The organism is Streptomyces sp. NPDC096176, assembly GCF_044763255.1.
Classification (GTDB): Bacteria; Actinomycetota; Actinomycetes; order Streptomycetales; family Streptomycetaceae; genus Streptomyces.
On record NZ_JBIWFV010000003.1, the window covers coordinates 411,931 to 438,237 of the forward strand.

General features: G+C 72.0%; 22 protein-coding genes, 3 pseudogenes and 1 riboswitch. Of the genes and pseudogenes, 6 read left to right on the forward strand and 19 right to left on the reverse strand.

What is annotated here, in order from left to right:
• Positions 1-296: 296 nt before the first annotated feature.
• Positions 297-3,373, forward strand: a pseudogene (locus ACIQ7Q_RS10515) (carbohydrate-binding protein); the annotation flags it as partial.
• A 151-nt stretch (positions 3,374-3,524) separates the two neighbouring features.
• Here the strand turns inward: ACIQ7Q_RS10515 and nagB are convergent.
• Both nagB and ACIQ7Q_RS10525 read right to left on the reverse strand, forming a co-directional pair.
• Positions 3,525-4,310: a glucosamine-6-phosphate deaminase gene (gene nagB, locus ACIQ7Q_RS10520; protein WP_403858690.1), complete on the reverse strand. Its 786-nt coding sequence runs from the start codon at positions 4,308-4,310 to the stop codon at positions 3,525-3,527.
• Positions 4,311-4,464: 154 nt separating this feature from the next.
• Entirely contained in the window at positions 4,465-4,680 is a 216-nt protein-coding gene (locus ACIQ7Q_RS10525) for a hypothetical protein (protein WP_403858692.1), read from the reverse strand.
• A gap of 90 nt (positions 4,681-4,770) precedes the next feature.
• Between ACIQ7Q_RS10525 and ACIQ7Q_RS10530 the strand changes: the two genes are divergently transcribed.
• Positions 4,771-5,106 (forward strand): hypothetical protein, encoded by a 336-nt coding sequence (locus tag ACIQ7Q_RS10530; protein WP_403858694.1) that lies wholly within the window; start codon positions 4,771-4,773, stop codon positions 5,104-5,106.
• Positions 5,107-5,420: 314 nt separating this feature from the next.
• On the opposite strand, the gene ACIQ7Q_RS10535 is transcribed toward ACIQ7Q_RS10530, so the two are convergent.
• Positions 5,421-5,831 carry an ArsR/SmtB family transcription factor gene (locus ACIQ7Q_RS10535; protein WP_403858696.1) on the reverse strand — a complete coding sequence of 137 codons (411 nt, stop codon included), beginning with the start codon at positions 5,829-5,831 and terminating at the stop codon, positions 5,421-5,423.
• 123 nt (positions 5,832-5,954) lie between these two features.
• On the opposite strand from ACIQ7Q_RS10535, the gene ACIQ7Q_RS10540 reads away from it, so the two are divergent.
• Positions 5,955-7,922: a heavy metal translocating P-type ATPase gene (locus tag ACIQ7Q_RS10540; protein WP_403858698.1), complete on the forward strand. Its 1,968-nt coding sequence runs from the start codon at positions 5,955-5,957 to the stop codon at positions 7,920-7,922.
• 504 nt (positions 7,923-8,426) lie between these two features.
• Here ACIQ7Q_RS10540 and ACIQ7Q_RS10545 read toward each other — a convergent pair.
• The 10 genes from ACIQ7Q_RS10545 to ACIQ7Q_RS10590 all read right to left on the reverse strand — a co-directional run bounded on the left by ACIQ7Q_RS10545 (position 8,427) and on the right by ACIQ7Q_RS10590 (position 17,032).
• Positions 8,427-9,296, reverse strand: coding sequence for an energy-coupling factor ABC transporter ATP-binding protein (locus tag ACIQ7Q_RS10545; protein ID WP_403858700.1), 870 nt, complete (start codon positions 9,294-9,296; stop codon positions 8,427-8,429).
• Positions 9,293-10,042 (reverse strand): cobalt ECF transporter T component CbiQ, encoded by a 750-nt coding sequence (gene cbiQ, locus ACIQ7Q_RS10550; protein WP_403858702.1) that lies wholly within the window; start codon positions 10,040-10,042, stop codon positions 9,293-9,295. The genes ACIQ7Q_RS10545 and cbiQ overlap by 4 nt, the downstream gene beginning before the upstream one ends.
• A 6-nt stretch (positions 10,043-10,048) precedes the next feature.
• Positions 10,049-10,411 (reverse strand): energy-coupling factor ABC transporter substrate-binding protein, encoded by a 363-nt coding sequence (locus ACIQ7Q_RS10555; RefSeq protein ID WP_403858704.1) that lies wholly within the window; start codon positions 10,409-10,411, stop codon positions 10,049-10,051.
• The gene (locus ACIQ7Q_RS10560) at positions 10,408-11,097 is read right to left on the reverse strand and encodes an energy-coupling factor ABC transporter permease (RefSeq protein ID WP_403859172.1); all 690 of its coding nucleotides are present in this window, start codon (positions 11,095-11,097) and stop codon (positions 10,408-10,410) included. The genes ACIQ7Q_RS10555 and ACIQ7Q_RS10560 overlap by 4 nt, the downstream gene beginning before the upstream one ends.
• Positions 11,098-11,126: 29 nt before the next feature.
• A riboswitch (cobalamin riboswitch) is annotated at positions 11,127-11,322 on the reverse strand.
• Between the two features lie 95 nt (positions 11,323-11,417).
• Positions 11,418-11,828 carry a dihydroxyacetone kinase phosphoryl donor subunit DhaM gene (dhaM, locus tag ACIQ7Q_RS10565; RefSeq protein WP_403858706.1) on the reverse strand — a complete coding sequence of 137 codons (411 nt, stop codon included), beginning with the start codon at positions 11,826-11,828 and terminating at the stop codon, positions 11,418-11,420.
• Positions 11,825-12,442 carry a dihydroxyacetone kinase subunit DhaL gene (gene dhaL, locus ACIQ7Q_RS10570; RefSeq protein WP_403858708.1) on the reverse strand — a complete coding sequence of 206 codons (618 nt, stop codon included), beginning with the start codon at positions 12,440-12,442 and terminating at the stop codon, positions 11,825-11,827. Before dhaL ends, dhaM begins: the two co-directional genes overlap by 4 nt.
• Before the next feature lie 71 nt (positions 12,443-12,513).
• Positions 12,514-13,506, reverse strand: a complete 993-nt coding sequence (gene dhaK / locus ACIQ7Q_RS10575) for a dihydroxyacetone kinase subunit DhaK (protein ID WP_403858710.1) — start codon at positions 13,504-13,506, stop codon at positions 12,514-12,516.
• Positions 13,507-13,670: 164 nt separating this feature from the next.
• On the reverse strand, positions 13,671-13,886 hold the full coding sequence (locus tag ACIQ7Q_RS10580) for a YbdD/YjiX family protein (RefSeq protein ID WP_403858712.1): 216 nt from the start codon (positions 13,884-13,886) through the stop codon (positions 13,671-13,673).
• 5 nt (positions 13,887-13,891) lie between these two features.
• Complete coding sequence (locus tag ACIQ7Q_RS10585; RefSeq protein WP_403858714.1) at positions 13,892-16,087, reverse strand: carbon starvation CstA family protein; 2,196 nt, start codon at positions 16,085-16,087, stop codon at positions 13,892-13,894.
• A 474-nt stretch (positions 16,088-16,561) separates the two neighbouring features.
• Entirely contained in the window at positions 16,562-17,032 is a 471-nt protein-coding gene (locus ACIQ7Q_RS10590) for a hypothetical protein (protein ID WP_403858716.1), read from the reverse strand.
• A 440-nt stretch (positions 17,033-17,472) separates the two neighbouring features.
• Between ACIQ7Q_RS10590 and ACIQ7Q_RS10595 the strand changes: the two genes are divergently transcribed.
• Genes ACIQ7Q_RS10595 through ACIQ7Q_RS10605 form a run of 3 tightly spaced genes read left to right on the forward strand, consistent with a single transcriptional unit; the run spans position 17,473 to position 21,007 of the window.
• Positions 17,473-18,687, forward strand: coding sequence for a lycopene cyclase family protein (locus tag ACIQ7Q_RS10595; RefSeq protein WP_403858718.1), 1,215 nt, complete (start codon positions 17,473-17,475; stop codon positions 18,685-18,687).
• Positions 18,687-19,421, forward strand: coding sequence for a class I SAM-dependent methyltransferase (locus ACIQ7Q_RS10600; protein WP_403858720.1), 735 nt, complete (start codon positions 18,687-18,689; stop codon positions 19,419-19,421). Before ACIQ7Q_RS10595 ends, ACIQ7Q_RS10600 begins: the two co-directional genes overlap by 1 nt.
• On the forward strand, positions 19,418-21,007 hold the full coding sequence (locus tag ACIQ7Q_RS10605) for an FAD-dependent oxidoreductase (RefSeq protein ID WP_403858722.1): 1,590 nt from the start codon (positions 19,418-19,420) through the stop codon (positions 21,005-21,007). Before ACIQ7Q_RS10600 ends, ACIQ7Q_RS10605 begins: the two co-directional genes overlap by 4 nt.
• 58 nt (positions 21,008-21,065) lie before the next feature.
• Here the strand turns inward: ACIQ7Q_RS10605 and ACIQ7Q_RS10610 are convergent, their stop codons facing one another.
• The 6 genes and pseudogenes from ACIQ7Q_RS10610 to ACIQ7Q_RS10635 all read right to left on the reverse strand — a co-directional run.
• Complete coding sequence (locus ACIQ7Q_RS10610; protein ID WP_403858724.1) at positions 21,066-22,073, reverse strand: DUF5914 domain-containing protein; 1,008 nt, start codon at positions 22,071-22,073, stop codon at positions 21,066-21,068.
• Positions 22,070-23,056 carry a phytoene/squalene synthase family protein gene (locus ACIQ7Q_RS10615; RefSeq protein ID WP_403858726.1) on the reverse strand — a complete coding sequence of 329 codons (987 nt, stop codon included), beginning with the start codon at positions 23,054-23,056 and terminating at the stop codon, positions 22,070-22,072. Before ACIQ7Q_RS10615 ends, ACIQ7Q_RS10610 begins: the two co-directional genes overlap by 4 nt.
• On the reverse strand, positions 23,043-24,605 hold the full coding sequence (gene crtI / locus ACIQ7Q_RS10620) for a phytoene desaturase family protein (RefSeq protein ID WP_403858728.1): 1,563 nt from the start codon (positions 24,603-24,605) through the stop codon (positions 23,043-23,045). The genes ACIQ7Q_RS10615 and crtI overlap by 14 nt, the downstream gene beginning before the upstream one ends.
• Positions 24,602-25,738: a polyprenyl synthetase family protein gene (locus ACIQ7Q_RS10625; RefSeq protein WP_403858730.1), complete on the reverse strand. Its 1,137-nt coding sequence runs from the start codon at positions 25,736-25,738 to the stop codon at positions 24,602-24,604. The genes crtI and ACIQ7Q_RS10625 overlap by 4 nt, the downstream gene beginning before the upstream one ends.
• 318 nt (positions 25,739-26,056) lie before the next feature.
• Positions 26,057-26,101, reverse strand: a pseudogene (locus ACIQ7Q_RS10630) (hypothetical protein); the annotation flags it as partial.
• Between the two features lie 17 nt (positions 26,102-26,118).
• A pseudogene (locus tag ACIQ7Q_RS10635) lies at positions 26,119-26,295 on the reverse strand (deoxyribodipyrimidine photo-lyase); the annotation flags it as partial.
• Between the last annotated feature and the right edge of the window lie 12 nt (positions 26,296-26,307).

The following is a 26,307-nucleotide window of genomic DNA, read 5'->3' on the forward strand; positions in this document are numbered from 1 at the left end:
GAGCATGCAAAACACTTGCACAGCAGAGACAAGAGTTCCGTGATCTACGCAAGAACTCTGCACGCAATGCGCGACGGCGCGCGCCTTGCCTGACGCACCCCCACAGCAGGTCAGGAAAGGAACCCCATGCCCTTACGCCTTTTCAGGGCGTCATCGCTCTCTCTCGCGCGCTCGTGCTGTCCGGCGGCGCCGTAGCCACCGGCACGGCCACTGGAGCGCAGCACGCGATCCCGCCCGGCGACTACCAGCAGGTGCAACTCGCCTATGGGACCGCCGAGATGGGAGAGGCCATGTCGCTGGCGGTGCTGCCCGACCGGGCCGTGCTGCACACCGCCCGCGACGGCACGGTCCGCCACACCGACGCGGCAGGGAACACCAAGGTCGCCGGCCGGCTCGATGTCTACACCCATGACGAGGAGGGGCTCCAGGGCGTCGCGGCCGACCCCGGGTTTCGCCACCAACCGCCATGTGTACCTCTACTACTCGCCCAGGCTGGCCACTCCGGCGGGAGACGCCCCCACCTCAGGCAGTCCGTCCGACTTCGAACCGTGGAAGGGGCACCTCAACCTGTCCCGCTTCACCCTCAAGGCGGACAACACCCTCGACATGGCAAGCGAGAGGCCCCAACGACCGCGGCCAGTGCTGCCACGTCGGCGGTGACATCGACTTCGACGCCGCCGGAAACCTCTATCTGACCACCGGCGACGACACCAACCCCTTCGAGTCGAGCGGCTACTCGCCCATCGACGAACGCACCACCCGCAACGCCCAGTTCGATGCCCAGCGCTCCTCCGGCTCGACGGCCGCTTCTTCGCCGCCGAGTACGGACGCCGCTGGATCAAGTCCGTCGAGGTGAAACCGGACGGCTCGTACGGCGTGATCGAGGACTTCCCCTGGACAGGGACTCAGGTGATGGACACCGAGTTCGGTCCCGACGGCGCGCTCTATGCCCTCGACTACGGTTCCGGCAGCGGCAATCAGGCGCTCTACCGCGTCGAGTACATCGGCGGCAGCAACCGCAACCCGGTCGCAAAGGCCGCCGCCGACAGGACCTCAGGTCCGACACCCCTCACCGTTGCGTTCTCCTCCGCGGGCAGCTCCGACCCCGAGGGCGGAGCGCTCACCCACCGCTGGGACTTCGGCGACGGCACCACATCCACGGCCGCCGACCCGGGCCACACCTACACGAGCCCCGGCACCTACCGGCCCACACTCACCGTCCGCGATCCCGAAGGGCTGACCGGCACCGCCAGCCTGGTGATCACCGTCGGCAACACCGCCCCGAGCGTCAACCTCACCACGCCCGCCGACGGGGCTCTGTTCACCTTCGGCGACACCGTGCCGTTCACGGTCACCGTCACCGTCACCGACCCCGACGAGGGCACCGTCGACTGCTCCAAGGTGAAGGTCGCCTACCTCCTCGGACACGACAGTCACCGACACGAGATCACCTCCAAGAACGGCTGCAGCGGGTCGATCACCATCCCCACCGACGGCGAACACGACAGCGCCGCAAACCTCTACGGCGTCTTCGACGCGCAGTACACCGACACGGGCGGACTGACCTCCCACAGCGTGCGGATACTCCAGCCCCGCCACCGCCAGGGCGAGCACTTCGGCGCCCAGTTCGGCGTCCAGACCGCCGACCACCAGGGCGCGGAGGGTGGAAAGACCGTCGGCTTCACCGACAACGGCGACTGGATCTCCTTCGAGCCGTACAACCTGGCGAACGCCAGGACCTTCACCGCGCGTGTCTCGTCCGGCGGCGCCGGCGGCACCATCGAGGTCAGGGCGGGCTCCGCGACCGGGACCCTGCTCGGTTCAGTGAGGTCGCCCCCACCGGGGGCTGGGAGACCTTCGTCGACGTCAGCACCGGCCTGTCGGGCGCCCCGGCGGGCACGACCAAGCTGTTCCTCGTCTTCAAGGGGGTCACCGGCCAGGGCAACCTCTTCGACATCGACGCCTTCACGCTGGCGACCTCGGGTGCCACCGGGCCGCCCGTCGAGGGGGAGTCGTACAGCTCGGGCTCCGGTGTGCAGCGGGCCGGTCATGCGAACGCGAGTGGTGGGCAGACCCTCGGGTACATCGACAGCGGCGACTGGGTCGGTTACGCGTCGGTGTCCACCGCGGGTGCGACGTCGTTCAGCGCGAAGGTCTCCTCGGCGGGTGCGGGCGGCACCATCGAGGTGCGCTCCGGCTCGCAGACCGGCACATTGCTCGGGTCGGTGGACGTGGCGCCGACGGGAGGCTGGGAGACCTTCACCACCGTGTCCACCGCGCTCACCGCGAGCGGGAGCGGCCCGTTGTTCCTGACCTTCACCGGCGGTGCCGGCGCCCTGTTCGACATCGACACCCTCACCCTCGCTTCCGAACCGGCCGCGGAGGAAGGCCTCTCCGCGAATGTGCACCTCACTACTACCCCTGGTACGGCAGCCCGGCCGTCCTCGGCAGCTGGCGCCACTGGCAGCAGGGCGGACACACACCACCCCAGGAGATCGGCGCCGACCTCTAACCGAAGCTGGGCGCCTACGACTCCGGTGACCTCGCCGGAGCCGTCGACCAGCACATGGAGTGGGTCGCCAGGTCCGGAGCGGGCGTCATCGTCTACAGCTGGTGGGGCCGCGGCGGCTACGAGGACGGACTCGCCCGCCGTGTCATGGACGCCGCCGACCGCCACGACATCAAAGTGGCCTGGCACCTCGCGCCGTACGGGGGGCGCACCGCCCGGTCGACGGTCGACGACATCCGCTACATCAACCAGACCTACGGCAGCCATCCGGCGTTCTACCGGGACGCCGCCCATGGCAACGGCTCGGCGTTCTACGTTTTCGAGAGCCTGCGCATCAGCGACTGGTCCGCGCTCGACGAGGTGACGTCGTCCAGCATCGTGCTGGCGCAGACCACGGACACCACGAAGATCGCCCACTTCTCGGGTCTCTACACCTACGACGGCATCGCCGGCGCGACCGCGCCCGGCTGGAAGCAGGCAGGGGATTACGCCAAGGCCAACAACCTCATCCGGGCGCCGTCGGTCGCCCCCGGCTACATCGACGACCGCGCCGTGCCGGGCAACACCACGCCCACCCTGGGCCGTGCCGACGGCGCCACGTACGACAAGGAGTGGTCCAACGCCCTGGACCCGGCCATCGGCGGTGACCCCACCTGGGTGTCGGTGACCTCGTTCAACGAGTGGCACGAGGGCAGCTCCATCGAGCCGGCCGCGAGCGACCCGCCGGCGGGGCATGGCTACCGGACGTACTCGGGCGCTTACGGGAAAGCCGGCGCGGCCGCGGAGACGGCGTATCTGGACCGTACGCGGTACTGGGCGGACAGGTTCGAGACGAGCCGACGGGCGAAGGCCGGAGGTCCCTGACGCCGGCGGGTCCTGACGCCGGCGGGTCCTGACGCCGGCGGGTCCTGACGCCGGCCGGTCCTGAACGCCGGCCGGTCCTGACGGGCCATCGCGGGCGGGTGGCGGCCCACGAGGGGCCGCCGCCCGCCCGGCGAAGTCCGGACGAAAGGCCTTACACGCCCTGCCACTTCGGCTTGGCCGCGTACGTCGCGCGGAAGTAGTCGGCGAGCTTCAGGCCGGCCGCCGCCGCCTCGTCGACCACCACAGTGGCGTGCGGGTGCAGCTGCAGGGCCGACGCCGGGACCATGGCCGACAGGGGGCCCTCCACGGCCCGCGCCACGGCGTCCGCCTTCGCCGCCCCGGTGGCGAGGAGCACCAGGTGGCGTGCCTCCAGGATGGTGCCGATGCCCTGGGTGATGACGTGGTGGGGGACCTGCTCGATGTCGCCGTCGAAGAAGCGTGCGTTGTCGACGCGGGTCCGCTCGGTGAGCGTCTTGATGCGGGTGCGGGAGGCGAGCGAGGAGCACGGCTCGTTGAAGCCGATGTGACCGTCGGTGCCGATGCCCAGCAGTTGGAGGTCGACGCCGCCTGCTTCCGCGAGGGCGCGGTCGTAGGCGGCGCAGGCGGCGGCGACGTCCTCGGCCGAGCCGTCGGGCCCCATGAAGCAGCCCTCGTCCAGCCCGAGCGGTTCGACGACCTCGCGCAGCACCACAGAGCGGTACGACTCGGGGTGCCCGGAGGGCAGGCCGACGTATTCGTCGAGCTGGCAGATGCGGGCCCGGGAGGCGTCCACCTCCTTGTCGCCGACCTTGGCCGCGAGGGCCTGGTAGACGGGGAGCGGGGTCGAACCCGTGGCGACGCCGAGAAGGGCGTCGGGCTTGCGTCGCAGCAGGTCGGCCATGGCTTCGGCGATGAGCTCGCCGCCCGCGGCGGAATCCGGAACGATGACAACTTCCACGAAGATCCCTGTCTCTGAAAACACCCAGTGGTGTAGACCAATCTACTCGGTGACGGGGGTGCTGTCCTGTCCTGACAGCATGTGGACACCGTGGCGCGGGTGTCTTTTCCGTCGAGCGGGCCGCCGCAGCTCAGGACATGCGGGTCGCCGCAGCTCAGAACAGCGGCAGCTGCCCCGGGAAGTCGTGATCGAAACTGCCGTCGAGAGAGGGCTGAAGCGCGGGATCGAGCGGCGCCTGCCGCCTCGAGCCGGGGCAGGACACCAGCTCCGCCCCCGTCCTCGACCCGGCAGGGTCGTGACGGGCGAACCGGCCGGCCACGACGGCGATCTCGCGGCGGCACACGGGGCACAGGCGGCGGGGAGCAGACATGCCATAAGTCTGCCTGCCTGCGGGGGCCGCGCGTCCCATCCGCCGGGACCGGCACGAGCCTCGGACGCCGGCCCGGACGGCGACGATGAGGTGGCGACCTACCGCTACCTCGTCCTCGGCACCACCCGGGCCCTGCGCCCCGACGGTTGTGACGCTCCCGTGAGCGGAGCCCGGCTGCGCGCGCTCCTCGCCGCGTTGGCCGCCGGCGCCGGGCAGCCGGTGCCCGCACGGGAGCCGACCGCCCAGTCGTGGGGCGGTGAGGACGGGCCGGCCGACGCGGTGCCTGCCATGTTCACCGGCGCGGTGGCGGGCCTGGACTGCCGGCTGGACTGCATCGACGGCGAGCACGGCAGCGCCCGTGCCCGCGCGCGGCACAGGCGGTGCGGCGGCTGGAGCCGTTCGTCCACAGGGTGGCTCCTCATCTGATGGACGATCAATGTTGTGTGCGGGCTGGGCGATGGTGCAGACGAGGGCCACGCCGGACGGCGCTCGGCTTTGGGCGCGTACGACAACAGCGACCGCCTGTCGGGCGGGCTGGGATTCCGGCCGTTCGGCTTCTGGGATCGCCGAGTGCGCGGCGTGCCAGCGCATCACGTCGCCGTCGGCGTCCGGCTCCGGCAGCCTGGGCGCCTGGCGGCCGGTACGGGGGAAGTGCAGCTTTACCTGCTGGTCGGGCCGGCGAGAGACGGATCGGCGAGCTCGGGGCCGCCGAAGGCCTGATGCGCCGCCCGTCCCAGCCGTCAGCCGGTGCGGGCCGCGTGGTCCCCGCCGTCCGCGCCGTCGGCGCTGTCGTCGTCGGTCTCCGGCAGGTCGCGGGAGCCCAGCCGCAGATGCTCGATGTGGTAGACGGCCTCGTCGAGAAGCTGGGCGACGTGGTTGTCGTAGAGGCTGTACTCGATGCGGCGGCCGTGCCGGGTGCCGGTGACCAGGCTCAGTGCCCGCAGCAGCCGCAGCTGGTGGGAGACGGCGGACTGCTCCATGTCGACCGCCTCCGCCAATTCGGTGACTCCGCACGGCCCCTGGCGAAGCCGCGTGAGGATCATCAGGCGTGACGGCGTGGCGAGCGCCTGCAGGGTCGCGGCGATGGTGGCTGCGGAGTCCGCGTCCAAGTGGGCGGCCGGGGTGGTCCCGCCGCTGACTCCGTGTCCCATGGTGCACATCGTAGCCGCGCGACGAATCGTATGAATGAAGAGCTCTTCATGTGTTCCACTATGCTGATGGTGATGGCGTTCCGTTCCGAGCCTGCGCGCGGAACCCGACGAAGAGGTGTGCCGATGGCTTCCCCGATGCCCCCGCCGGCCGCGCCGGTCCGCGACGCGGTACCCGTCGCCCCACGGCCCGCAGTGCCGGGTCGGCGGCAGACCCGGCTGTTCGCGCTCCCCGAGGTCCGGTGGGCGGCGCTCTCCGCCGCCGCGTTCCTCTGTGCGCTGCCGCTCGACCTCGGGGGTGCTCCGGCATGGGCCTGGGGCCCCCTCTACGCCCTGTGCTACGCGGCCGGCGGCTGGGAACCGGGCTGGGCAGGTGTCCAGGCACTGCGCGACAAGACCCTCGACGTGGACCTGCTGATGGTCGTGGCCGCTCTCGGAGCCGCGGCGATCGGGCAGTTCCTCGACGGCGGCCTGCTCATCGTCATCTTCGCCGTGTCCGGCGCGCTGGAGGCGCTCGCGACCCGGCGCACCGCCGACTCCGTCAGCGGCCTCCTCGACCTCGCGCCCGCGCAGGCCGTCCGCCTCGTCGACGGCGCTGAACAGGTGGTGCCCGTCGCCGACCTGCGGGTCGGCGACACCGTCCTCGTGCGGCCCGGTGAACGGCTACCGGCGGACGGGACCGTGGTGGAAGGGGCCAGTGAGGTCGACCAGGCAACGATCACGGGAGAGCCGCTCCCCGTCGACCGCGCCGCCGGCGACACCGTCTTCGCGGGCACCCTCAACGGCACCGGCTCTCTGCGCGTCCGCGTCGAGGCGGACGCCGCCGAGTCTGTGATCGCGCGGATCGTGGCCATGGTCGAGGAGGCGAGCGCGACCAAGGCACCCACGCAACTGTTCATCGAGAAGATCGAACAGCGGTACTCCGCCGGGGTCGTGGCGGCCACGGTCGCGCTGGTCGCCGTACCGCTTGCCTTCGGCGCAGACTTCACCAGCACGCTGCTGCGCGCCATGACGTTCATGATCGTCGCTTCGCCGTGCGCCGTCGTACTCGCCACCATGCCGCCGCTGCTGTCCGCCATCGCCAACGCGGGCCGCCACGGCGTGCTCGTCAAGTCCGCCGTGGCGATGGAGCGCCTGGGCTCCGTCACCCGGGTCGCACTCGACAAGACCGGCACGCTGACCGAGGGCGCGCCCCGCGTCGCCGAGGTGCGGCTGCTGCTCGCGGCCGGCCTCGACGAGGACACGGCGCTGACGCTCGCCGCGGCGGCGGAGCTGCACAGCGAGCACCCCCTCGGCCGGGCCGTCGTCGCGGCCGCCCGCGAACGCGGACTGACACTGCCGCACGCGCGGGAGTTCGTCTCGGCGCCCGGGCGGGGCGTCTCGGCGCTCGTCCGCGGACGCGAGATCCGGGTGGGAAGTCCCGCCGCACTGCTCACCGACGAGTGCCCGGCCGTCACGGCCGCCGAGGCCGGCGGCCGCACGGCGGTCGTCGTCGTGGCGGACGGCGAACCCGTCGCGGTCCTGGCGGTCGAGGACCGGCTGCGGCCCGGGGCCCCCGAGGCCGTCGCCGCTCTCGCCCGGCTGACCGGCAAGGGACCGGCGCTGTTGACCGGCGACAATCCGCGGGCGGCGGCGCGCGTAGCGGACGAGGTCGGCATCGGTGACGTACGGGCCGCCCTGCTGCCCGAGGACAAGGTCGCGGCGGTACGGGAGTGGGAGCGGGCGGGCGACAAGGTCCTTGTCGTCGGCGACGGCGTCAACGACGCCCCGGCGCTGGCCGCGGCGAGCGCCGGGGTGGCGATGGGCAGGGCAGGCTCCGACCTGGCGCTGGAGAGCGCGGACGCCGTCGTCGTACGCGACGAACCGGCCGCCGTCCCCGCCGTCGTGGCACTCTCGCGGCGCGCCCGCCGACTGGTCGCGCAGAACCTGGTGATCGCGTCCGTGTGCATCGGCGTGCTGGTCGTCTGGGACCTCGCCTGGCACCTGCCCCTGCCCCTCGGGGTCGCGGGTCACGAGGGCTCCACGGTCCTGGTCGGCCTCAACGGCCTGCGTCTGCTGCGCGAGTCGGCATGGCAGGACGCCACGCGCGCGTGACGTGCGGGCCCGGACGGCGCACGGTGCGCGGGCGTCGCGGCCAGGGGCGCGGTGCGTGGGTGTCACGGCGGGGGTGCCCGACCGGTGGCGGGGGCCCGGGCCGCGGCGCGGCTCGCGAGGCCATGCGCCCCCACGCGGTGCGCCCGGACGCCGTGCGTGCGAGGGCGTTGCAGCCGGGGTGTGGTGGACCGAGGGTCGGCCCGGACGGCGCGCGGCTCGCGACGCCATGCTTCCGGACGCGGCGGGCCGCATGCCGCGCGGTGCGCGGGTGTGCGAGGGGTGCGCGGTACCGAGGGCCGGCCCCGGACGCCGCACGGACCGTCTGGGTGTCATGGGGGGCGCCGGACCGGTGGCGGGGGATGCCGCACGTCACGCGCGCGTGTCACGGCCGGGGAGGGCCGCACCGATGGCGGGCGCGACGCAGGCGCCCGGCAAGTTGGGGGGCAGCCCCGGGGCGCCCACCGCCCGGCGGGTCGGGTGCGCCCCCCAGCGCCCGCCCCCTCCTCAGACCCCCGCCCCGCCCACAGACGCCTGCTCCGCCCACGCTGCAAGCTCCTCCGGCGTACGCGGACCGATCTGCGACGCGCCCAGCAGCCCGTGTGCCCGCAGGACCTCCGCGACCGCCGTCCCCCATGGCCTCCGCAGCCGCGCCGCGTCCAACAGCCCCTGATCCGCCAGGAGTTCTGCGACCGGGCCGGTGCGCAGGCCGTCCGGCGAGAGTACGGCCGCGTCATCGGCCCAGCGCAGCGCCAGATCGACGTCGTGCGTGGCCATGACGACCGTCGTGCCGGACGCGCCCAGCCCGCCGAGGACGTCGAGCAGCCGTTCCTGTCCGTGCGGATCGAGCCCGGCGGTCGGCTCGTCGAGGATCAGCACCCGAGGTCGCATCGCGACCGCACCAGCGATCGCGGCCCGTTTCCGCTGCCCGTACGAGAGCAGGTGCGTCGGCCGGTCGCGGAGCGCCACGATGTCCATCGCGGCCAGCGCCTCGTCGACCCGCGCACGGACCTCGTCCTCGCCGAGCCCCAGATTCATCGGACCGAACGACACGTCCTGCTCGACCGACGCCGCGAACAGCTGGTCGTCCGGATCCTGCACGACCAGCTGCACCGTCGTACGGAGCCTGGTCAGTCCCGCCCGGTCGTAGGTCACGGGCTCACCGTTCAGCCGCAGTTGGCCGGTGGCGGGACGCAGTCCGCCGCTCAGGAGCCGCAGCAGGGTCGTCTTGCCGCTGCCGTTGCGTCCCAGCAGCGCGGTCGACCGGCCCTCCGCGAGGCCGAGACCCACGCCGCTGAGCACGGCGGGACCGTCCTCGTAGGCGTAACCCGCGTCGAGGAGTTCCACGACGGCCGGGGCCGTGGGGGAGAGGTTCACAGCGCGTACCTTTCGAGCAGGAGGGTGAGGGCGACGATCCCGGCCAGCAGTGCGCCGACCCCGGCGAGGAACGGACGCGACACCGTCGCCCGCGGTACCAGCACCCGCAGCGTGCCGTCGTAGCCGCGGCCGGCGAGCCCGGCCTGCAGCCTGCTCGCGCGGTCGAACGCCCGCACGAACGCGGTGGCTCCCAGCCCCGCCAGCGAACGCCACGCCGCGGCCCTGCTCGTGTGGCCGAGACGGGCGGCCTGCGCCTGGCGGATGTTGGTGACGGCGTCCAGCAGCAGAAAGCTGATCCGGTACATCACCAGCGCCACATCGACCACCGCCGGCGGCACCCCCGCCCGTACCAGCCGCGGCAGCACGTCGGACACCGGTGTGGTGAAGGCGAACAGCAGCACGCCCAGCGAGGCGGCGGAGGTGCGCAGCAGCAGCCGTACCGCGTCCGCCGGTCCGCCGGGCGCCGGCGCGACCAGGCCGTCCGGGCCGCCCACCGCGAACAGCAGCGGCACGGCGCCGGTGACACAGAAGCCCAGCGGGATACGGAAGGCCCGCCACAACTGCCGCGGCGCCACACCGGCCGGACCGAGCAGTACGGCCAGGGTCGCCGCGGCGACGAGGACGGCCCCCGGCCAGGGCGGCAGGCAGACGGCCGTCACGGTCAGACCGAGCCCGAGGACGGCTTTTTCGCACGGGTGACGGCGGCGCCAGCGACTGCTGTGCGCTGCCGCGTCGATCGGCAGCATCTGCGGCTACGAAACCGTCGTGGTGCTGTCCGCGTCCCGGTCGGCGGCCTCGGGCACCTTCCCCAGGGCCCGTTCCTCACCCTGCCGACGGCCCTTGCGCAGGCCGAAGTAGTACGCCAGCACACCCGCGCCCAGCGCCGCCTGCAGCGAGAACAGCGCCGATTCGACCTCACCGGACGGCGGTTCGTACAGGGGCGAGAACCACGGTTCGTAGTCCGGCTCGAGCTCCGTGATCGCCGCCTCCGCCTCTCCGTCGGCGCCGGCGAACGGCTCCTCCTTGTGGTCACCGAGCCCGAGGACCAGCGGCAGTACGGCCAGTGCCGCCACGATCAGCAGCAGCAAGGTGTTGATCTTCGCGTTACGGCTCATCGGACCGCCTCCTCCTTCTTCGCACCCTTGACCAGGACACCGAGCCGCGACAGCTCGCCCTTGCTGGACTGGCTGAGCAGCCGCATCACCAGCACCGTGAGCAGCCCCTCGCTCACGGCCAGCGGCAGCTGCGTGACGGCGAAGATCCCGCCGAACTTGGCGAGCGCGCCCAGGAAACCGGTGCCCGGGTCGGGGAAAGCGAGTGCCAGCTGGACGCTGGTGACGCAGTAGGTGGACAGGTCGGCGACGAACGCGCCGAAGAAGACGCTCACCATCAGCGGCACGTCGAACCGGCGCAGCAGCCGGTAGATCCCGTACCCGGCCCACGGCCCGACGATCGCCATCGAGAAGACGTTGGCGCCGAGTGTGGTGAGCCCGCCGTGCGCCAGCAACAGCGCCTGGAACAGCAGGGTGATGGTGCCGAGCACCGCCATGATCGGAGGTCTGAACAGAATCGCACCCAGACCTGTACCGGTCGGATGCGAGCAACTGCCCGTGACGGACGGAATCTTCAGCGCCGACAGGACGAACGTGAAGGCCCCGGACGCGCCGAGCAGCAGGGTCGATTCGGGATTGGCCCTCACCTCTCGGGTCAGGGCCCGTACGCCGTGGACGACGAACGGGGCGGACGCCGCGCCCCAGGCGGCCGCGTGCAGCGGGGGGAGATAGCCCTCGGCTATGTGCATGATGTGGGAGACCCTCTCCAGCACCTCGTGGATGGACAACGCACCTTGGCCGGTCTCCTGGCTGACGGGTCATGCCGTCCGGGCTCCGCCTTCCCGGGCACCACGCGCAGGCGCGGTGTCCCAGTGGCTCCCCGTGAGGGGTGGAACCGGACTTCCCGATCACAGTGGCGAGGGCCGCACCGGTACCGCACCGGTTTCCCGAACACCAAGGCCCCGTGACAGTAGTGCGCCGACCAGGGACATCACAAGCCGCGCACGGGCGCACCGGCCCGCGGCCGGGTGAGCTGTTCACCACACCCCGGCCGCGTGCCGCCCACGGGTCACTGTTTGCGGTAGCCGTACGCCTCCGACGCCGCGGCCTCCACCGCGTCCAGATCGCCTCCCGCGCCGGCCGTCACGACGGCGGCGACGGCGCCCTCCAGGAACGGCGCGTCCACCAGCCGTGTCCCCTCAGGAAGTTCATCACCCTCGGCCAGCAGCGCCTTGACCGTCAGCACGGCGCTGCCCAGATCGACGAGGACCGCGACGCCCGCGCCACGGTCGACCTGCTCCGCGGCCGCGGTGATCAGCTCCGAGCTGGTGCCGAGGCCGCCGTCCGGGGTGCCGCCCGCCGGGGCCACAGGAGCTGTACCGCCGCCTCCCGCCAGTTGCCTGGCGAGTTCCGCGACGGCCGTGGCCACCTCCTTGCTGTGCGAGACCAGCACGATGCCCACCTGCTTGCCGTCGCTCATGAGCCCGCAGCCTCCACCGTCTCGGCGAGCGTGGCCACGATCAGGGCCGAGGAGGTCGCTCCTGGATCCTGGTGTCCGATGCTGCGTTCGCCGAGATAGCTCGCCCTGCCCTTGCGCGCCTGCATCGGAATCGTCGCCAGTGCTCCCTGTTCCGCCGCCTCCCGGGCCGCGGCGAACGACTCGGTGCTGTCGCCGAGCGCCGCCACCGCCGGCTCGAGGGCGTCCAGCATCGTCTTGTCGCCGGCCTTCGCACCGCCCAGCTGCGCCACCGCCGCGACGCCCACCCGCAGGGCCTCGGCGAACTGCCCCGGGGCCACCTGCTCCTCGTCGCCCAGCGCCTTGCCGGTGCGCCGCAGCAGTGTCCCGTACAGCGGCCCGGACGCGCCGCCGACCGTCGACACCAACTGCCGCCCGGCCAGCATGAGCACAGCCCCCGGCGTCGCCGGCGGCTCCTTCTCCAGAGCGGTGCCGATGGCCGCGAAACCGCGCCGGAGATTGCTGCCGTGGTCGGCGTCGCCGATCGCCGAGTCCAGCTCGGTCAGTCGGTCCGCCTCCCGGTCCACGGCGACCGCGGTGGCGGCCAGCCAGCGGCGGAAGAATTCGGCGTCGAGCACAAGCACTCCCTGGGGTGAGTCGAGTCTTCACAGCGTTGACATACGGCGCACGACGTATGGTTCGGGCCCTCTCACCGCCCCCAGCGCAGCCCCGGCGTCTGCACCGGCGCGTCCCACAGCCTGAGCAGCTCCTCGTCCACCTGGCAGAGCGTCACGGAGGCGCCCGCCATGTCGAGGGAGGTCACGTAGTTGCCGACGAGCGTGCGGGCGACGGGCACCTCCCGCTCCGCCAGTACCCGCTGGACCTCGGCGTTGAAGCCGTACAGCTCCAGCAGCGGCGTGGCACCCATTCCGTTGACGAGCGCGATGACGGGGCCCTGCGGACGCAGGTCCTCGAGCACGGCGTCAACGGCGAAGTCCGCGATCTCCCGCGAGGTCATCATCGGGCGGCGTTCCCGCCCCGGCTCGCCATGGATGCCGATGCCCAACTCCAGCTCACCGGGCGGAAGTTCGAACGTCGGGCTGCCCTTGGCGGGTGTGCTGCACGCACTCAGCGCCACGCCGAAACTCCGGGAGGACTCGTTCACCTGCCGGGCGATCGCCTCCACCCGCTCGAGCGGCATCCGTTCCTCCGCGGCGGCCCCGGCGATCTTCTCCACGAACAGGGTCGCCCCCGTACCGCGCCGCCCGGCGGTGTACAGGCTGTCGGTCACGGCGACGTCGTCGTTGACGAGAACCTTCGCGAGCCGGACCCCCTCGTCCTCGGCGAGCTCGGCCGCCATGTCGAAGTTCAGCACGTCACCCGTGTAGTTCTTCACGATGAACAGCACGCCCTCGCCACTGTCCACGGCGGCGGCGGCCCGCGCCATCTGGTCGGGCACAGGGCTCGTGAACACCTCCCCCGGGCAGGCCCCGTCGAGCATCCCCACCCCGACGAACCCGCCGTGCAGCGGCTCGTGCCCCGACCCACCCCCGGAAATCAGCGCCACTTTCCCCGCGACGGGCGCGTCACGCCGCACGATCACCCGGTTGTCCACGTCCACGGCCAGCTCGGGATGGGCAGCCGCCATGCCGCGCAGCGCGTCCGCGACAACGGTCTCCGGCACATTGATGAGCATCCTCACGGTTCCTCCTGGGAAGGTTGAAATCCGGGCCTCTGAAGGGGATCTTGCAGGTCGGCGGGTGGACGGAGGCATGGCCCCGAGCCGTCGCCGGCGGCTCGGGCGGAGGCGGGGCCGACGCCGACCCCATGCCCGCAGCGGACTCCGCCGCACACATGGGTTCTGTCTCAGCAGCAGCGGAACCCCTCACGGGGATCGGCCTCCCGGGCATCCATGCGGCTGCGTTCGAACTCGCGGCGGGACATCAGCTTCGCGCCCGGGTCGTGCGACCTGGCGTGGGCGACGTAGTGGTCGTACACCGACTCTCCCGACACCTCGCGCACATACCAACGGGCCCAGCCCGCTGCACGCCGCGCCCCGTTCACCGCCGTCCTGCATGCCATCGTGATCACGCCTTGCCGCCTCCCGTGGCCTCGCGGTCCCTGCCGCCGGCCGCGGCCGCCGCCAGCTCCGCCTTCTCCTTCGGGGTGGTGATCAGCCCGGCCGGCGCGACCAGTTTCGACTCGACGTACGGGACCTCGGAGAGGCGGACGCTCCGCGGATCGCGGATCGCTCTGACACTTACCCTGGCCGCGTCCGCGAGGACCACCACGATGAGGATCGCGAAGAGGGCCGCGAGAACGCCGTCGACGGTCGAGTTGGTCACGATGGTGCGCATCTCGTCCATCGTCGTCGCCGGCGGCAGCACCTCGTTGGCGTCGATACCCGCCTGATACTTGGCGCGCTGGGTGAAGAAGCCCACCTTGGGATCGCCCGAGAAGACCTTCTGCCAGCTAGCGGTGAGGGTGACCGCGGCGTCCCAGACAAGAGGAACGGCCGTCACCCATGCCCACTTGAGACGCCCGGACTTGATCAGAAGCGTGGTGCAGACGGCGAGCGCCACGGCGGCCAGCAGCTGGTTGGCGATGCCGAAGAGCGGGAAGAGCTGGTTGATTCCGCCGAGCGGGTCGTGCACACCGACCCAGAGGAAGTAACCCCAGCAGCCGACGACGATGGCGCTTGCGAACCAGACGCCCGGCTTCCAGCTGACCTGCTTCATCGGCTTGTAGACGTTGCCCAGCGTGTCCTGGAGCATGAACCGCCCCACCCTGGTCCCCGCGTCGACCGTGGTGAGGATGAACAGCGCCTCGAACATGATCGCGAAGTGGTACCAGAACGCTTTCAATCCGGCGCCGCCCACCACCGCGGAGAAGATGTCCGACATGCCCAGGGCGAAGGTCGGCGCTCCACCGGTGCGCGAGAGCAGGCTCGCCTCCTCGACTTCCTCAGCGGCCTGTGTCAGCTGCTCGGGGGAGATGGTGAAGCCGAGATTCGCCACGGCCTGCGAAGCGGATTCCACCGTGGTGCCGAGCACGCCCGCCGGGGCGTTGATCGCGAAGTACAGACCGGGACTGAGGATGCAGGCGCAGATCATCGCCATGACCGCGACGAACGACTCGGTCAGCATGGCGCCGTAGCCGATCATCCGGATCTGGGACTCCTTCTGGATCATCTTCGGGGTCGTACCCGAGGCGATCAGGGAGTGGAAGCCGGACAGCGCCCCACAGGCGATGGTGATGAAAACGAACGGGAACAGCGAGCCGGCGAAGACCGGCCCCTGGCCGCTGCCCGCGAACTCGGTGACCGCCGGCATCTTCAGCGTCGGCAACGCGAGCACCACGCCCAGCGCGAGGAGCAGGATCGTGCCGACCTTCATGAAGGTGGAGAGATAGTCGCGGGGCGCCAGCAGCATCCAGACCGGGAGTACCGAGGCGACGAAGCCGTACGCCACCATCCAGATGACGAGCGAGCTCGGCGCCAGGGTGAAGAAGTCCGCGAGCGAGGACTCGGCGACCCAGCCGCCCGCGACGATGGCGAGCAGCAGCAGCGCGACACCGATGACCGACACCTCGACGACCTTCCCCGGCCGCAGGACGCGCAGGTAGAAGCCCATGAAGAACGCGATCGGGATGGTCATGCCGATGGAGAAGACGCCCCACGGCGAGTTCGCGAGCGCGTTGACGATGACCAGTGCCAGCACGGCCAGCAGGATGATCATGATGACGAAGACCGCGAGGAGGGCCGCCGCGCCGCCGAACGGGCCGATCTCGTCCCGCGCCATCTGGCCGAGCGAACGGCCGTCGCGGCGGGTCGAGAAGAACAGCGTCACCATGTCCTGGACCGCGCCGGCGAAGATCACACCCGCGATGATCCAGATCGTTCCCGGCAGGTAGCCCATCTGGGCGGCGAGAATCGGACCGACCAGCGGACCGGCCCCGGCGATCGCCGCGAAGTGGTGCCCGAAGAGGACGCGGCGGTCGGTGGGGTGGAAGTCGATGCCGTTGTTGAGCCGCTCGGCGGGGGTGGCACGCGTCTTGTCGGTTCGGAGCACGCGGTGCTGGATGAAGCGCGCATAGAACCGGTAGGCGATGGCGTAGGAACCGAGGGCGGCCGCGAGCATCCAGACGGCGGAGATCTCCTCGCCGCGTGAGAGGGCGAGCACGCTCCAGCCGACCGCGCCGACCAGGGCGACGATCACCCAGATGACGATCGACTGTGGACTCATGCGCCGCTGGGCAGTGTTCGTCGACTCCGGCTCGGCCATGGCGTGGCTCCCGTCCCGTCACGATCACCTGCAACGCGAAGTGATCCAGTGGACCGTTCACCAGACTACCCGCGCCCTGTGACGATCACCGAAGTTCGGCCTGCGCCACAGCGGCGCTGCTCCGTGCGTGAGCACCGGTCGGGCCATCCGGAGCAACCTCCCATCCGGAGGAACCTCGGACGCGCGCGAACCGCGGGGCGTCGTGCGGCATCCCGCACGATCCGTCCCGCACGCCGTGCGCGGCTGCCGCCCGCGATGTGCTCGCGCGCGGGAGGAGCGGCAGCGGATGCGCGGCGGGCCTCAGGAACCCGGCGGGCGGGTAGGCAGGCGCAGGACCACGTCGATGCCTGTCTCACGTGGGGCGGGGGCCCTTCCGGCACCGGCACTCGCACGCTGTCGGTGAAACCCAGGCGCGGGGCGACGGATCCGCCGGCGGTCCCCGGGATCAGCAGCGGCGCCCGGGCCCTGACCGTGTCACCGTGCCCTGGGCTCTTCGCCGTCGAGGGACGACGCGGTGGCCGTATGGTCCGGGTGGTTCCTGGTCCGGCGGGTCTCTTTCATCTCTGCTTCGTAGAGATGGTCTCTCCCGTCCGCCAGAGCGTGGCGAATCGACTCTTCGATCGTGCGGAAGGGGCGGTAGTAACTGGCGTTGTACTCCTCGACGATCTGAAACGTCCAGTGCCCGGGGATCACGTTGCGGCCGAGGACTTCTCGTTCGACGCGGTCCGCGTCATCGTGGTGCCCGGCCTCGCGCAGCAGCCGCACGGCGTCGTCCAGCTGGAGATCGGCAGTCCCGGTGAGCTGATGGAACTCGTAGAGCGCGCCGCGAGCCCGCTCCGTGGTCTCCAGCGCCTTCGAGAGAGCCCCGAGTGCTTCCACGGTGAGGTCCGTGACACCCGCGGGCCGTCGGTGCTGGTCGTCCGGGCCGTCGTGCTCAGTGGTCATGTGCTGTCTGCTCCCCGCGTGGTCGATCCGGCATGGGGATGGCGGCGGGCCGGTCGAACACGAAGCTGTGCGCGCAGGCGCTCGGGCTGCTCGGCCGCTCGGGACGCTCGGGACGCTCGGGCCGCTCGGGCCGCTCGGGCCGCTCGGGCCGCTCGGGCCGCTCGAAAGGAAGAGCGTACCGGCGATCACGTCGAGGGTGGAGGAGGCACCGCCCGGTCGGGTCACACCGAGTGGTAAGTCCGTGGCGGCTCCTGGCATCGGCGTCCGAGGCGTGGTCGGCTTGGCCGCCCCTCAGCTGATGCGCTCCGCAAGGTGAAGGAGACGGATGATGACCGATCAGCACCGTCCGCTGCCCGATGCCCTCGTCGTCGGTGCCGGTCCGGCAGGCCTTGCCTGCGCACTCGACTGACGCGCGCCCGGACCGAAACAGGGCGGACCAGGTGAGCCGACATGGCCTCGACGAGAACCGGGTGGCCGACGCTGTGATCGTGGGCGGTGGCGCGGCCGGTCTCTGCCTCGCCCAGTCGCTGACCACCACCGGCACGACCGCCGTGACGGTGGTGGAGGCACCCGACGGCCCGCTGCGGCCGGCGGAGCGCACCTGGTGCCACTGGGAGGACGGGCCCGGAGAGTTCGAGGACGCCGTCGCCGCCTCCTGGCCGCGACTGCGCGTCCGGGGCACCGACGGCCACGTCGTCGAGGCGGCCCCCGCGCCGCTGCGCTACCGCATGATCCGCTCGGGCCCCTTCGAACGACTGGTCCACGCGCGCCTGGCCGCCTGCCCGGCAGCACATGTCCTGCGAGCGACCGCCGAAGCCGTGCGCTCCGTGCCGGAGGGAGCCGAGGTCCGCTGCACGACACCCGATGGACGGGTGCTGACCGTGCGCGGCAGGTACGTCTTCGACTCGCGGCCGCTGCGCAGTCCGCCACCTGCCCGTACGGTCCTGCTCCAGCACTTCCGCGGCTGGTTCGTACGCACCGCCTCCGCCAGGTTCGACACCGAGGTGGCGGACCTCATGGACTTCCGGGTGCCGCAGCCGCGCCACGGGCTCGCCTTCGGATACGTCCTGCCGCTCGGTCCGGACCGCGCACTGGTCGAGTACACCGAGTTCTCCCGGACCGTGCTGACGACGGCCGCGTACGAATCGGCCCTCCGCCAGTACACGACGAACATGCTGCGGCTCGGCCCGTTCACCGTCGAGTCCGCCGAGCAGGGAATCATCCCCATGACCGACGCGCGTTTCCCGCGCCGGATCGGACCGGCCGTCTTCCGTATCGGGGCCGCGGGCGGCGCCACACGGCCGGCGACCGGATATACGTTCGCCGCCGTGCAGCGGCAGAGCCGGGCCATCGCCGCCGCGCTGCACCGCGGCGGTGAGATCGTTCCCAGGCCCCACGGCCGCAGGGCGCTCGCGATGGACGCCGTCCTGCTGAGGGCACTCGACACAGGCCGGATCGACGGGCCGGGGTTCTTCACCGACCTGTTCCGCCGCGTCCCCATGGAGCGGTTGCTGCGCTTCCTCGACGGCGGGAGCACCCCGTGGGAGGAGTTCGGCATCGGCCTGCGCACCCCTGTCGGCCCCATGCTCCGCACGGCGGCCGAACTGCCCTTCCTGCCCCGCCGTGCCCCCGCCCGACCCGAGGAGAGCCACTGATGACGCTGCTGCGAGACCAAGACCTCGCCCGCGCCTTCGATCACGCCTCGCACACCTACGACCGCCTGACGGCGGTGAACCCGGGCCACCGCACCGATCTGCTCCGCTCGGCACGCCGTTTGCGACTGCCCCGCGGCGGAGAAGGCCTTCGGGTGCTCGACCTCGGCTGTGGCACGGGCGCGTCGACACGGGCCCTGCTGCGGGCCGCCCCTCACGCGCGTATCACTGCCGTCGACGCGTCCGCCGGCATGCTGGAACGGGCTCTCACGAAGCCCTGGCCCTCGACCGTGCGCTTTGTGCACCTGACCGCAGAAGAACTGCCCGGGGCCGACGAAGACGCCCCCTACGACGCCGTCTTCGCCGCCTATCTGTTCCGCAACGTCACCGAACCCGACGCCGTCCTCGGCGCCGTCCGCGCACTGCTGGGACCTGGCGGACGCCTGGCGGTGCACGACTACTCTCTGAGCGGTTCCTTCGTCCACCGGGCCCTGTGGAACGCGGTCTGCCGAGGCGTGATCATCCCGGCGGGCACGCTGACCGGAGACCGTGAGCTGTACCGCCATCTGCGGCGCAGCGTCCTCGCCTTCGACACCGCCCCCGCTTTCGCGGCTCGCCTCACCCGCGCAGGCTTTCCGTTCGTCCGCGTCCTGCCGGTCGGTGGCTGGCAGACCGGCATCGTCCACACCTTCCTGGCCGGGGCGCCTTCCCGCCCCGAGAAGGGCGGCTCCTCATGAGCGCGTCGCAGCAGCGCACGGCCTCCCGGCACGGACGCGACAGGCAGACGGCGACCCGGCACGGACGCGACCGGAAGGCCGCCGTCATCATGCCCGCGTCGGGACGCGACCGCTTCACCGGCGACGCGCCCAGCACCGCGGTGATCGGCGGCGGTATCGCTGGTCTTGCCGCGGCGACCGCGCTGGCCGAACGCGGGGTCCGGGTCACCGTGTACGAGCGTGAGGCGATGCTCGGCGGACGGGTCGCGGGCCGGCGCACCCGTCTCGCGGACGGCTCCGAGGTGACCATGAGCCGCGGCTTCCACGCCTTCTTCCGCCAGTACTACAACCTGCGCGGGCTGTTGCGCCGCACGGACCCGGACCTCTCCGCGCTCGCACCGCTGCCGGACTACCCCCTGCGGCACAGCAGCGGCCTGACCGACAGCTTCGCCCGCGTGCCCCGGACGCCGCCGTGGAGCGCCCTCGGATTCGTCGCCCTCAGCCCCACCTTCGGATGGCGCGACCTGGCATCGATGCATCCGCGCGCGGCGCTGGCCCTGCTCGACGTCCGGGTGCCCGAGGTGTACGAGCGGTACGACGGCGTCAGCGCCGTGGACCTCCTACGGGGCATCCGCTTTCCCGAGGCCGCCCACCATCTGGCCTTCGAGGTCTTCTCCCGCAGCTTCTTCGCCGACCCGGGCGAACTGTCCGCCGCCGAACTGCTGGTGATGTTCCACATCTACTTCCTGGGATCGTCCGAGGGCCTCCTCTTCGACGTGCCGCGCGAACCCTTCCCGCAGGCGCTGTGGGAACCGCTCGGTCGCCACCTGGAACGACTCGGCGTCGATGTGCGCACCGGCACGCCGGTCCTCGGCGTCCGGCCGGTCGCGGGCGGCGAGCTGGCCGTGGACAGCGACCGGACGACCGACCGGTACCAGGCTGTGGTCCTCGCCCTGGACTCGACCGGCCTGCGTCACGTCGTCGGCGCCTCCCACGAGTTGGGGAATGCGAAATGGCGACGGGACATCGCCGGCCTGCGCACCGCACCGCCCTTCCTCGTCTCCCGTCTCTGGCTCGACCGGCCCGTACGTGCGGAGCGCCCCGGATTCCTGGGCACCAGCGGCTACGACGGCCTCGACAATGTCAGCGTCCTCGAACGCTGGGAGGGCGAAGCGGCCCGCTGGGCGGAGCGAAGAAGCGGATCCGTGGTGGAACTGCACGCCTACGCCGTGGAGGAGAGCGCCGAGCCGAAGGACGTCCAGGAGCGGCTCGTCGCCCGGCTTCACGAGATCTACCCGGAGACCCGGGACGCCCGGGTCGTCGACGCCCGCCACGAATGGCGGGCGGACTGCCCGCTGTTCCCCGTCGGCGGCTACAGCCGCCGCCCGTCCGTCCTGACCCCGCACCCGCGGGTGATGGTCGCGGGCGACCTGGTCCGCACCGGCCTCCCCGTGGCTCTGATGGAACGCGCGGCGACGTCGGGTTTCCTGGCGGCCAATGCCCTGCTCGCCGCTTGGGGGGTCCGTGGACAGGTGCTGTGGACGGTGCCGCGTGCCGGCCGCTCCTGGGCGCTGAGGGCCCTCGCCGCTCTGGCTCCCCGCGAGTGAGGCCCCCGGCCCGGCAGCGGACCCCTCGAGTGCAGCCCGTGGCAGGTCGCGACGCCCGTCAGCCGGGGAAGCGTCCCGTGCTGCGCAGCGACCAGCGCCGCTCGGCGTAGGCCAGATCGTCGCGCCACAGGCGGCCGGCCGTCCGGCGCATCAGGGGGCGCAGTGCAGGGGCCGCGGCGCGCGCCATGGCGAAGCCCCGCCGGTCAGAGGCCGCGACGACTGCCTCCACCACGGCCGTCCGTGGGCTCGCGTCCCCCTCTGGGGTGAGCGGCGTGGCATGCGTCTCCACCACCGAACCGGTCCCCTCGCCGTCCGTGATGTGCATGACGACCGTGCGCGGTGCGGGCGCGGTGAACTCCGCCCGCACCGGCACCACCAGTCGGCCTGCGACCTTGAACGACACATCAACGGCGAACGCGTCGTCCTCGTCGCCTCGCGGGGTGCCGACCACGCGCAGGTCGACGAACGCATACGGGTGGAACCAGGAACCGTGCCAGGGATCGAGCCGGTTCGCGACCACATCCTCCGGCTCGCACCGCCCCACCGTCCTGAACACCGCGTCCACACCGCTCCCGGAGCGGGGCCGCACCGGCACCACGGGGCGCTCCAGAGGAGGCTCGCCCCCGACCGCGTCCAGCCGTACCCACACCAGCACTCCGTCGTCATGGACGGGAAACGGCTCCCAGCCGGCGAACGGGCCGCCTCCCAGGGACAGTCCGTGCCAGTGGCACACCAGCCTCCCGCACACCACCCTGCTGTTGCGCAGCGGAGCCCCGAGGTGCGGGCACACCCCCGGCCCGGCCAGCAGCTCTCCCGTACTTGTCCGCCACAGGACGACCTCCACGCCGCCCACGGTCCTGCCGTACGGGCGGCTGCCTGCCAGGATCTCCCGGGACGCCCCGACCACGAACCAGTTGCCCGACGGCCTTGCCGCTGCCCGCTTGAGTGCGCCGGCGATCACGGCGGGCTTCGCCTCCCGCCACGTGGACGCCTGCCGTGCCCATCCAGGGCCGCGACGCACCCGCAGCGGCGAGGTCCACCGCTTCCCGCCTTCCCGGTCGTTCATCGGCCGGATCCCTCCGCTCGAGCCACCGTGCTCCGCGCCGGCAGCGGAGGCCGGGTGCGCAACCGTGCCCCGGTGATCCGCACGACGCCTGCGGCCGCCGTGGCCGCCCGCCGTCGGCGGGGCACGGCGGCGCGGCGGTGCAGCACGGCGTAGTCGTCGTCGGCGATCGCGTCCAGGATTCCGCCGTACAGGGTGAACGCGGTGCGGATGCACGGCCGTACGCGAGGGTCGAGCATGGCGATGCCCGGCTCTGCCTCCCGGTACACCGCCCGGGTCATCGCCTCGGCTTCGACGAAGGCGGCCCGGATGCGCGGGTCACGGCCCCCGGTGCGACGGCTCCACTCGAGCAGCGGCCGCTCCACCCCGTGCGCGGCGAGCAGATCCGTGGGCAGATAGACACGCCCCCGGTCCAGGTCCTCGCCCACGTCACGCAGGAAGTTGGTCAGCTGGAACGCCACCCCGAGAGCCGACGCGTGCGGAGCCGCCTCCTCACGGGCGACGACGGTCCCGAGCACCGGCAGCATCTGCAGTCCGATCACCGCGGCCGAACCGTGCATGTAGGCACGCAGATCCGCGTACGTCGGGTAGTCCGTGACGCTCAGGTCGCTGCGCATCGAGGCCATGAAGTCGGCGAAGAGCCGGGGGTCGATGGCGTAGCGCTCGGCGGTGTCGGCCACAGCCCTCACCACCGGCTCGTTGCCACGGCCCGTGCGCAGTCCCTGTGCGAGGTCGCTCTCCAGCAGGCGCAGCAGGCGGTCGCGTTCCTCTGGGGTCTGCCGGCGGTCGAGGTCGTCGACGATGTCGTCCGCCCACCTGGCGAAGCCGTACAGCGCGTGCACGGCACTGCGGCGTTCGACCGGCAGCAGACGGGTGGCCAGGAAGTACGTCTTGCCGTGGCGGGCGTTGAGCCGACGGCACTGCTCGTAGGCGCCGCGGAGCGCGGGGTCGGTGATGCCGGCGGTGTCCAGTTCACGACGGGTCATCAACGCTGCCTTTCGAGGACGGGACAACGGCGCGCGTCGCCGGTACGCCGGACGCGCGTACCGGACGAGAGGTGCCCGTGATGCGGGCGGCGGCGAGCTTCCCGCTGATGAGGACCGTGGGGACGCCCACCCCGGGTGTCGTCCCGCACCCGGCGAGGACGACGTTCTCGTACCCACGCACGAGATTGCGGGGCCGGAACGGGCCGGTCTGCGCGAAGGTGTGCGACACGGAGAACGGCGTTCCCGCCCCGTGACCCTGTGCGATCCAGTTCACCGGGGTGATCAGCGCCTCCCGGTCGATGGACGCCCCGAACCCGTGCAGACCCCGGCGTTCGAGCTGGGCCAGCAGGCTGTCGCGGTAACGCGGGCCGAGGTCGCGCCATGCGCCGGCCGACGGGCCCGTCACGGTGTTGGGGCACGGCGCGAGGACGTAATGCAGGTGCTTTCCCTCGGGCGCGAGCCCCGGGTCGTGCGTCGTCGGCCTGGTGATCAGCAGTGACGGGTCGCTCATCAGCCGTCCGGTGCGGGTCAGTTCGTCGAAGGTCCGCTCCCACGCGGCACCGAACGAGATCGTGTGGTGGGCTAGTTCGGGCCAGGTGCGGTCCGTACCGGCGTGGAGGATCACGGCGGAAGGCGAATGACGGAGACGTACCGGGCGCCGTGGAGCCCGTCCCAACAGGCGGTGCGCCACGGGCAGATCCGGTGTCAGGACCACCGCGTCGCAGGCGATCCGCTCGCCCGACGCCAGCCGCACGGCCCGTACCCGACCGGCCGAGCGCTCCAGTCCCGTCACCTCGGCCGACCAGCGGAACTGCCCGCCCGCGTCGCTCGCCGCGTCCGCCATCGCCCGGGGGAGCGCGTACATACCGCCCCGGGGGAACCAGACGCCCGCGACCGTGTCCATGTAGGCGATCACGGCGTAGGCGGCGAGCGCACGGGCCGGCGCCACTCCGGCGTACAGCGACTGGAAGGAGAACACCCTCCGCAGCCGTTCGTCCGTGAGGAACCTGCCGATCTGCCGGTCCAGCCTTCCGAAGCCGCCGAGGGCGGCCAGCCGGGCCAGGTCGGTGTGCACGAGTTGGAAGGGGGAGTCGAAGTTCGTGTCGATGAACCGGCGCATCTGCGCCTGGTACAGCCGTCGCAGCCAGTCACGCAGCCGGCGGTAGCCCGCGGCCTCGGCGGGACCGGCGAAGCGCCGCACCTCGGCCTCCATGGCGTCGCCGTCGGTGTGGACGTCCACCTGGGCGCCGTCGGCGAAGCGCGCACGGTAGGCCGGATGCAGCGGGATCAGATCCACCCGCCGGTCCAGACTGTCGCCGACCGCGGCGAAGGCCTCGTCGGCCAGGTGCGGCATGGTCAGCACGGTGGGGCCGGTGTCGAGCCGGTAGCCGCCGAGTTCGATACGGCCCGCGCGACCGCCGGGGCCGGTGTCCCGTTCGACGACGGTCACCCGGCGGCCGGCGCCGAGCAGATGCAGGGCTGCGGCGAGACCCGACAGACCCGCACCGACCACGACCACATGGTCCGTGGCCCCCGGCACGGTTTTCACGCGTTCTCCCTGCTCCGGGCCGGCGCGTTGCCCACCGCGCTCTGCACCAGCGAGGCGAACTCCCGCCGGGCGTGCTGATCCGCCCCGCTGGCCCCGAAGTGGCGCAGGCTCAGCGCGGACAGATCGGCGATCTCCGCCTCCACGGATGCGCGTGCGCCCGTGCGTTCCAGGGCGGCGCGCATCCGGGCGACCTGGTCGTCGGAACGGGGGAGCCCGTGCGCACTGAGGGCGAGGGCCGCCGCTCTGTCGTTCGACGCGCCCGCGAGCCGTACGGCGACGGCGAGGAGGTACGTGAGTTTCCGTCCACGCAGGTCCTCGTCCGCCGGCTTGCCCGTCACCGCCGGGTCTCCGAAGGCCCCCAGCTGATCGTCACGAAGCTGGAAGGCGAGACCCACGCCTCGGCCGGCCGCCCGGAGCGCTTCCATGGTGCGGGCGTCGGCGCCGGCCAGGGACGCGCCCAGCGCGAGCGGCCGCTCCACGGTGTAGCGGGCGCTCTTCAATATGGCGATGGTCCTTGCCTCGTCCACGGCCGTCGAGCCGGTCGCCTGGGCACGCATGTCCAGGTACTGACCCGCGACCATCTCGGTGCGCATCGCCTGCCATTCACGGTGCAGCCGGGGCCCGTGCGGCGTGCTGAGCGCGACGTCGGCGAGCAGGTCGTCGGCCCATGCCAGGGCCAGGTCGCCCGCGAGCACGGCAGCAGCGGTCGAGTAGGACTCCGGCGATCCGCTCATACGACTGTTCCGGTGTATCCGTGCGAACTCGGCGTGCACGGCCGGCGCGCCCCGGCGCAACGGGGAGCCGTCCATGACGTCGTCCTGAATGAGCGCGCACGCCTGGAGGAGCTCGAGGGCCGCCCCGATCCGCAGCGGCGTCCCCGCGGCGCCGTCCCCGCCGGCGGCCCGCCACCCGCACCACACGAACGCGGTCCGAAGCCGTTTTCCCCCGCGCCGGACGAAATCGGCGACCCGGCCCGCCACCTCACGGGCGAACACGGCGTCCGTCTCCTGGGCCTCCTGGAGCCTGGCGTCGAGGTACTCAGCGAGGACGCCGTCGACTGCTGCGGCCGCCTCGCGAGCCGTGCACGGCCCCGTACCGGAGCCGGCACCGCCGGCCCGCCGCAGTCGTGTCATCCGCGTACCCGGCATCGGCAACCCCCTTCAGTCCTGGCTCCGGCTCATCAGGTACTTCGTCTTCGGCGGGATCCGGATGCACCTATCCCTGCCCGATACGCGACCCCATCGGAGCGCCGCTCACTCCAACGGCCCAGGAGAAGTCCGCTCCATGTGCCGGCGCTCAGTCCCTGCCGCGGGCGTGCTTGAAGCGGGCCGGCCCTTCCGGAAGGCCGATCAGCGGCTCCGGACAGTCCAGATCGGCCAGATCGCCCGGGGGCAGCCGCCAGGGCTCGTGCACGAATCTGTCCGCACATCGCGGAGCTCCGGCACCCAGCGGCGCACGTAGGCGCCCTGCGGGTGGAAGCGCTTGCCCTGGATCACGGTGTTGAGGACGCGGTGGCCAAGCAGTCGGCCAGGAAGGCACGGCGGTTCGGCGCGTCGAAACCTGCCGCATGAATGGCAGGGTCGGGGACGGAAAGGGGCACCACCGCGTCGGCGGAGCTCGGGGCGGCCCGCAGAGGCGGATGGTCGTGGAGACGCAGGTCCGAGGTGAAGAGGACGACCGCGACGGTCATGGGTGTCACTCC

Bases quoted from the DNA above. Each gene is read 5' to 3' on its own strand.
- ACIQ7Q_RS10525 (WP_403858692.1), bottom strand. From the start codon at position 4,680: ATGTCTGCTCCCCGCCGCCTGTGCCCCGTGTGCCGCCGCGAGATCGCC.
- ACIQ7Q_RS10535 (WP_403858696.1), bottom strand. From the start codon at position 5,831: ATGGGACACGGAGTCAGCGGCGGGACCACCCCGGCCGCCCACTTGGAC.
- ACIQ7Q_RS10540 (WP_403858698.1), top strand. From the start codon at position 5,955: ATGGCTTCCCCGATGCCCCCGCCGGCCGCGCCGGTCCGCGACGCGGTA.
- cbiQ (WP_403858702.1), bottom strand. From the start codon at position 10,042: ATGCTGCCGATCGACGCGGCAGCGCACAGCAGTCGCTGGCGCCGCCGT.
- ACIQ7Q_RS10555 (WP_403858704.1), bottom strand. From the start codon at position 10,411: ATGAGCCGTAACGCGAAGATCAACACCTTGCTGCTGCTGATCGTGGCG.
- ACIQ7Q_RS10560 (WP_403859172.1), bottom strand. From the start codon at position 11,097: ATGCACATAGCCGAGGGCTATCTCCCCCCGCTGCACGCGGCCGCCTGG.
- dhaM (WP_403858706.1), bottom strand. From the start codon at position 11,828: ATGAGCGACGGCAAGCAGGTGGGCATCGTGCTGGTCTCGCACAGCAAG.
- ACIQ7Q_RS10580 (WP_403858712.1), bottom strand. From the start codon at position 13,886: ATGGCATGCAGGACGGCGGTGAACGGGGCGCGGCGTGCAGCGGGCTGG.
- ACIQ7Q_RS10585 (WP_403858714.1), bottom strand. From the start codon at position 16,087: ATGGCCGAGCCGGAGTCGACGAACACTGCCCAGCGGCGCATGAGTCCA.
- ACIQ7Q_RS10590 (WP_403858716.1), bottom strand. From the start codon at position 17,032: ATGACCACTGAGCACGACGGCCCGGACGACCAGCACCGACGGCCCGCG.
- ACIQ7Q_RS10600 (WP_403858720.1), top strand. From the start codon at position 18,687: ATGACGCTGCTGCGAGACCAAGACCTCGCCCGCGCCTTCGATCACGCC.
- ACIQ7Q_RS10605 (WP_403858722.1), top strand. From the start codon at position 19,418: ATGAGCGCGTCGCAGCAGCGCACGGCCTCCCGGCACGGACGCGACAGG.
- ACIQ7Q_RS10610 (WP_403858724.1), bottom strand. From the start codon at position 22,073: ATGAACGACCGGGAAGGCGGGAAGCGGTGGACCTCGCCGCTGCGGGTG.
- ACIQ7Q_RS10615 (WP_403858726.1), bottom strand. From the start codon at position 23,056: ATGACCCGTCGTGAACTGGACACCGCCGGCATCACCGACCCCGCGCTC.
- ACIQ7Q_RS10625 (WP_403858730.1), bottom strand. From the start codon at position 25,738: ATGACACGACTGCGGCGGGCCGGCGGTGCCGGCTCCGGTACGGGGCCG.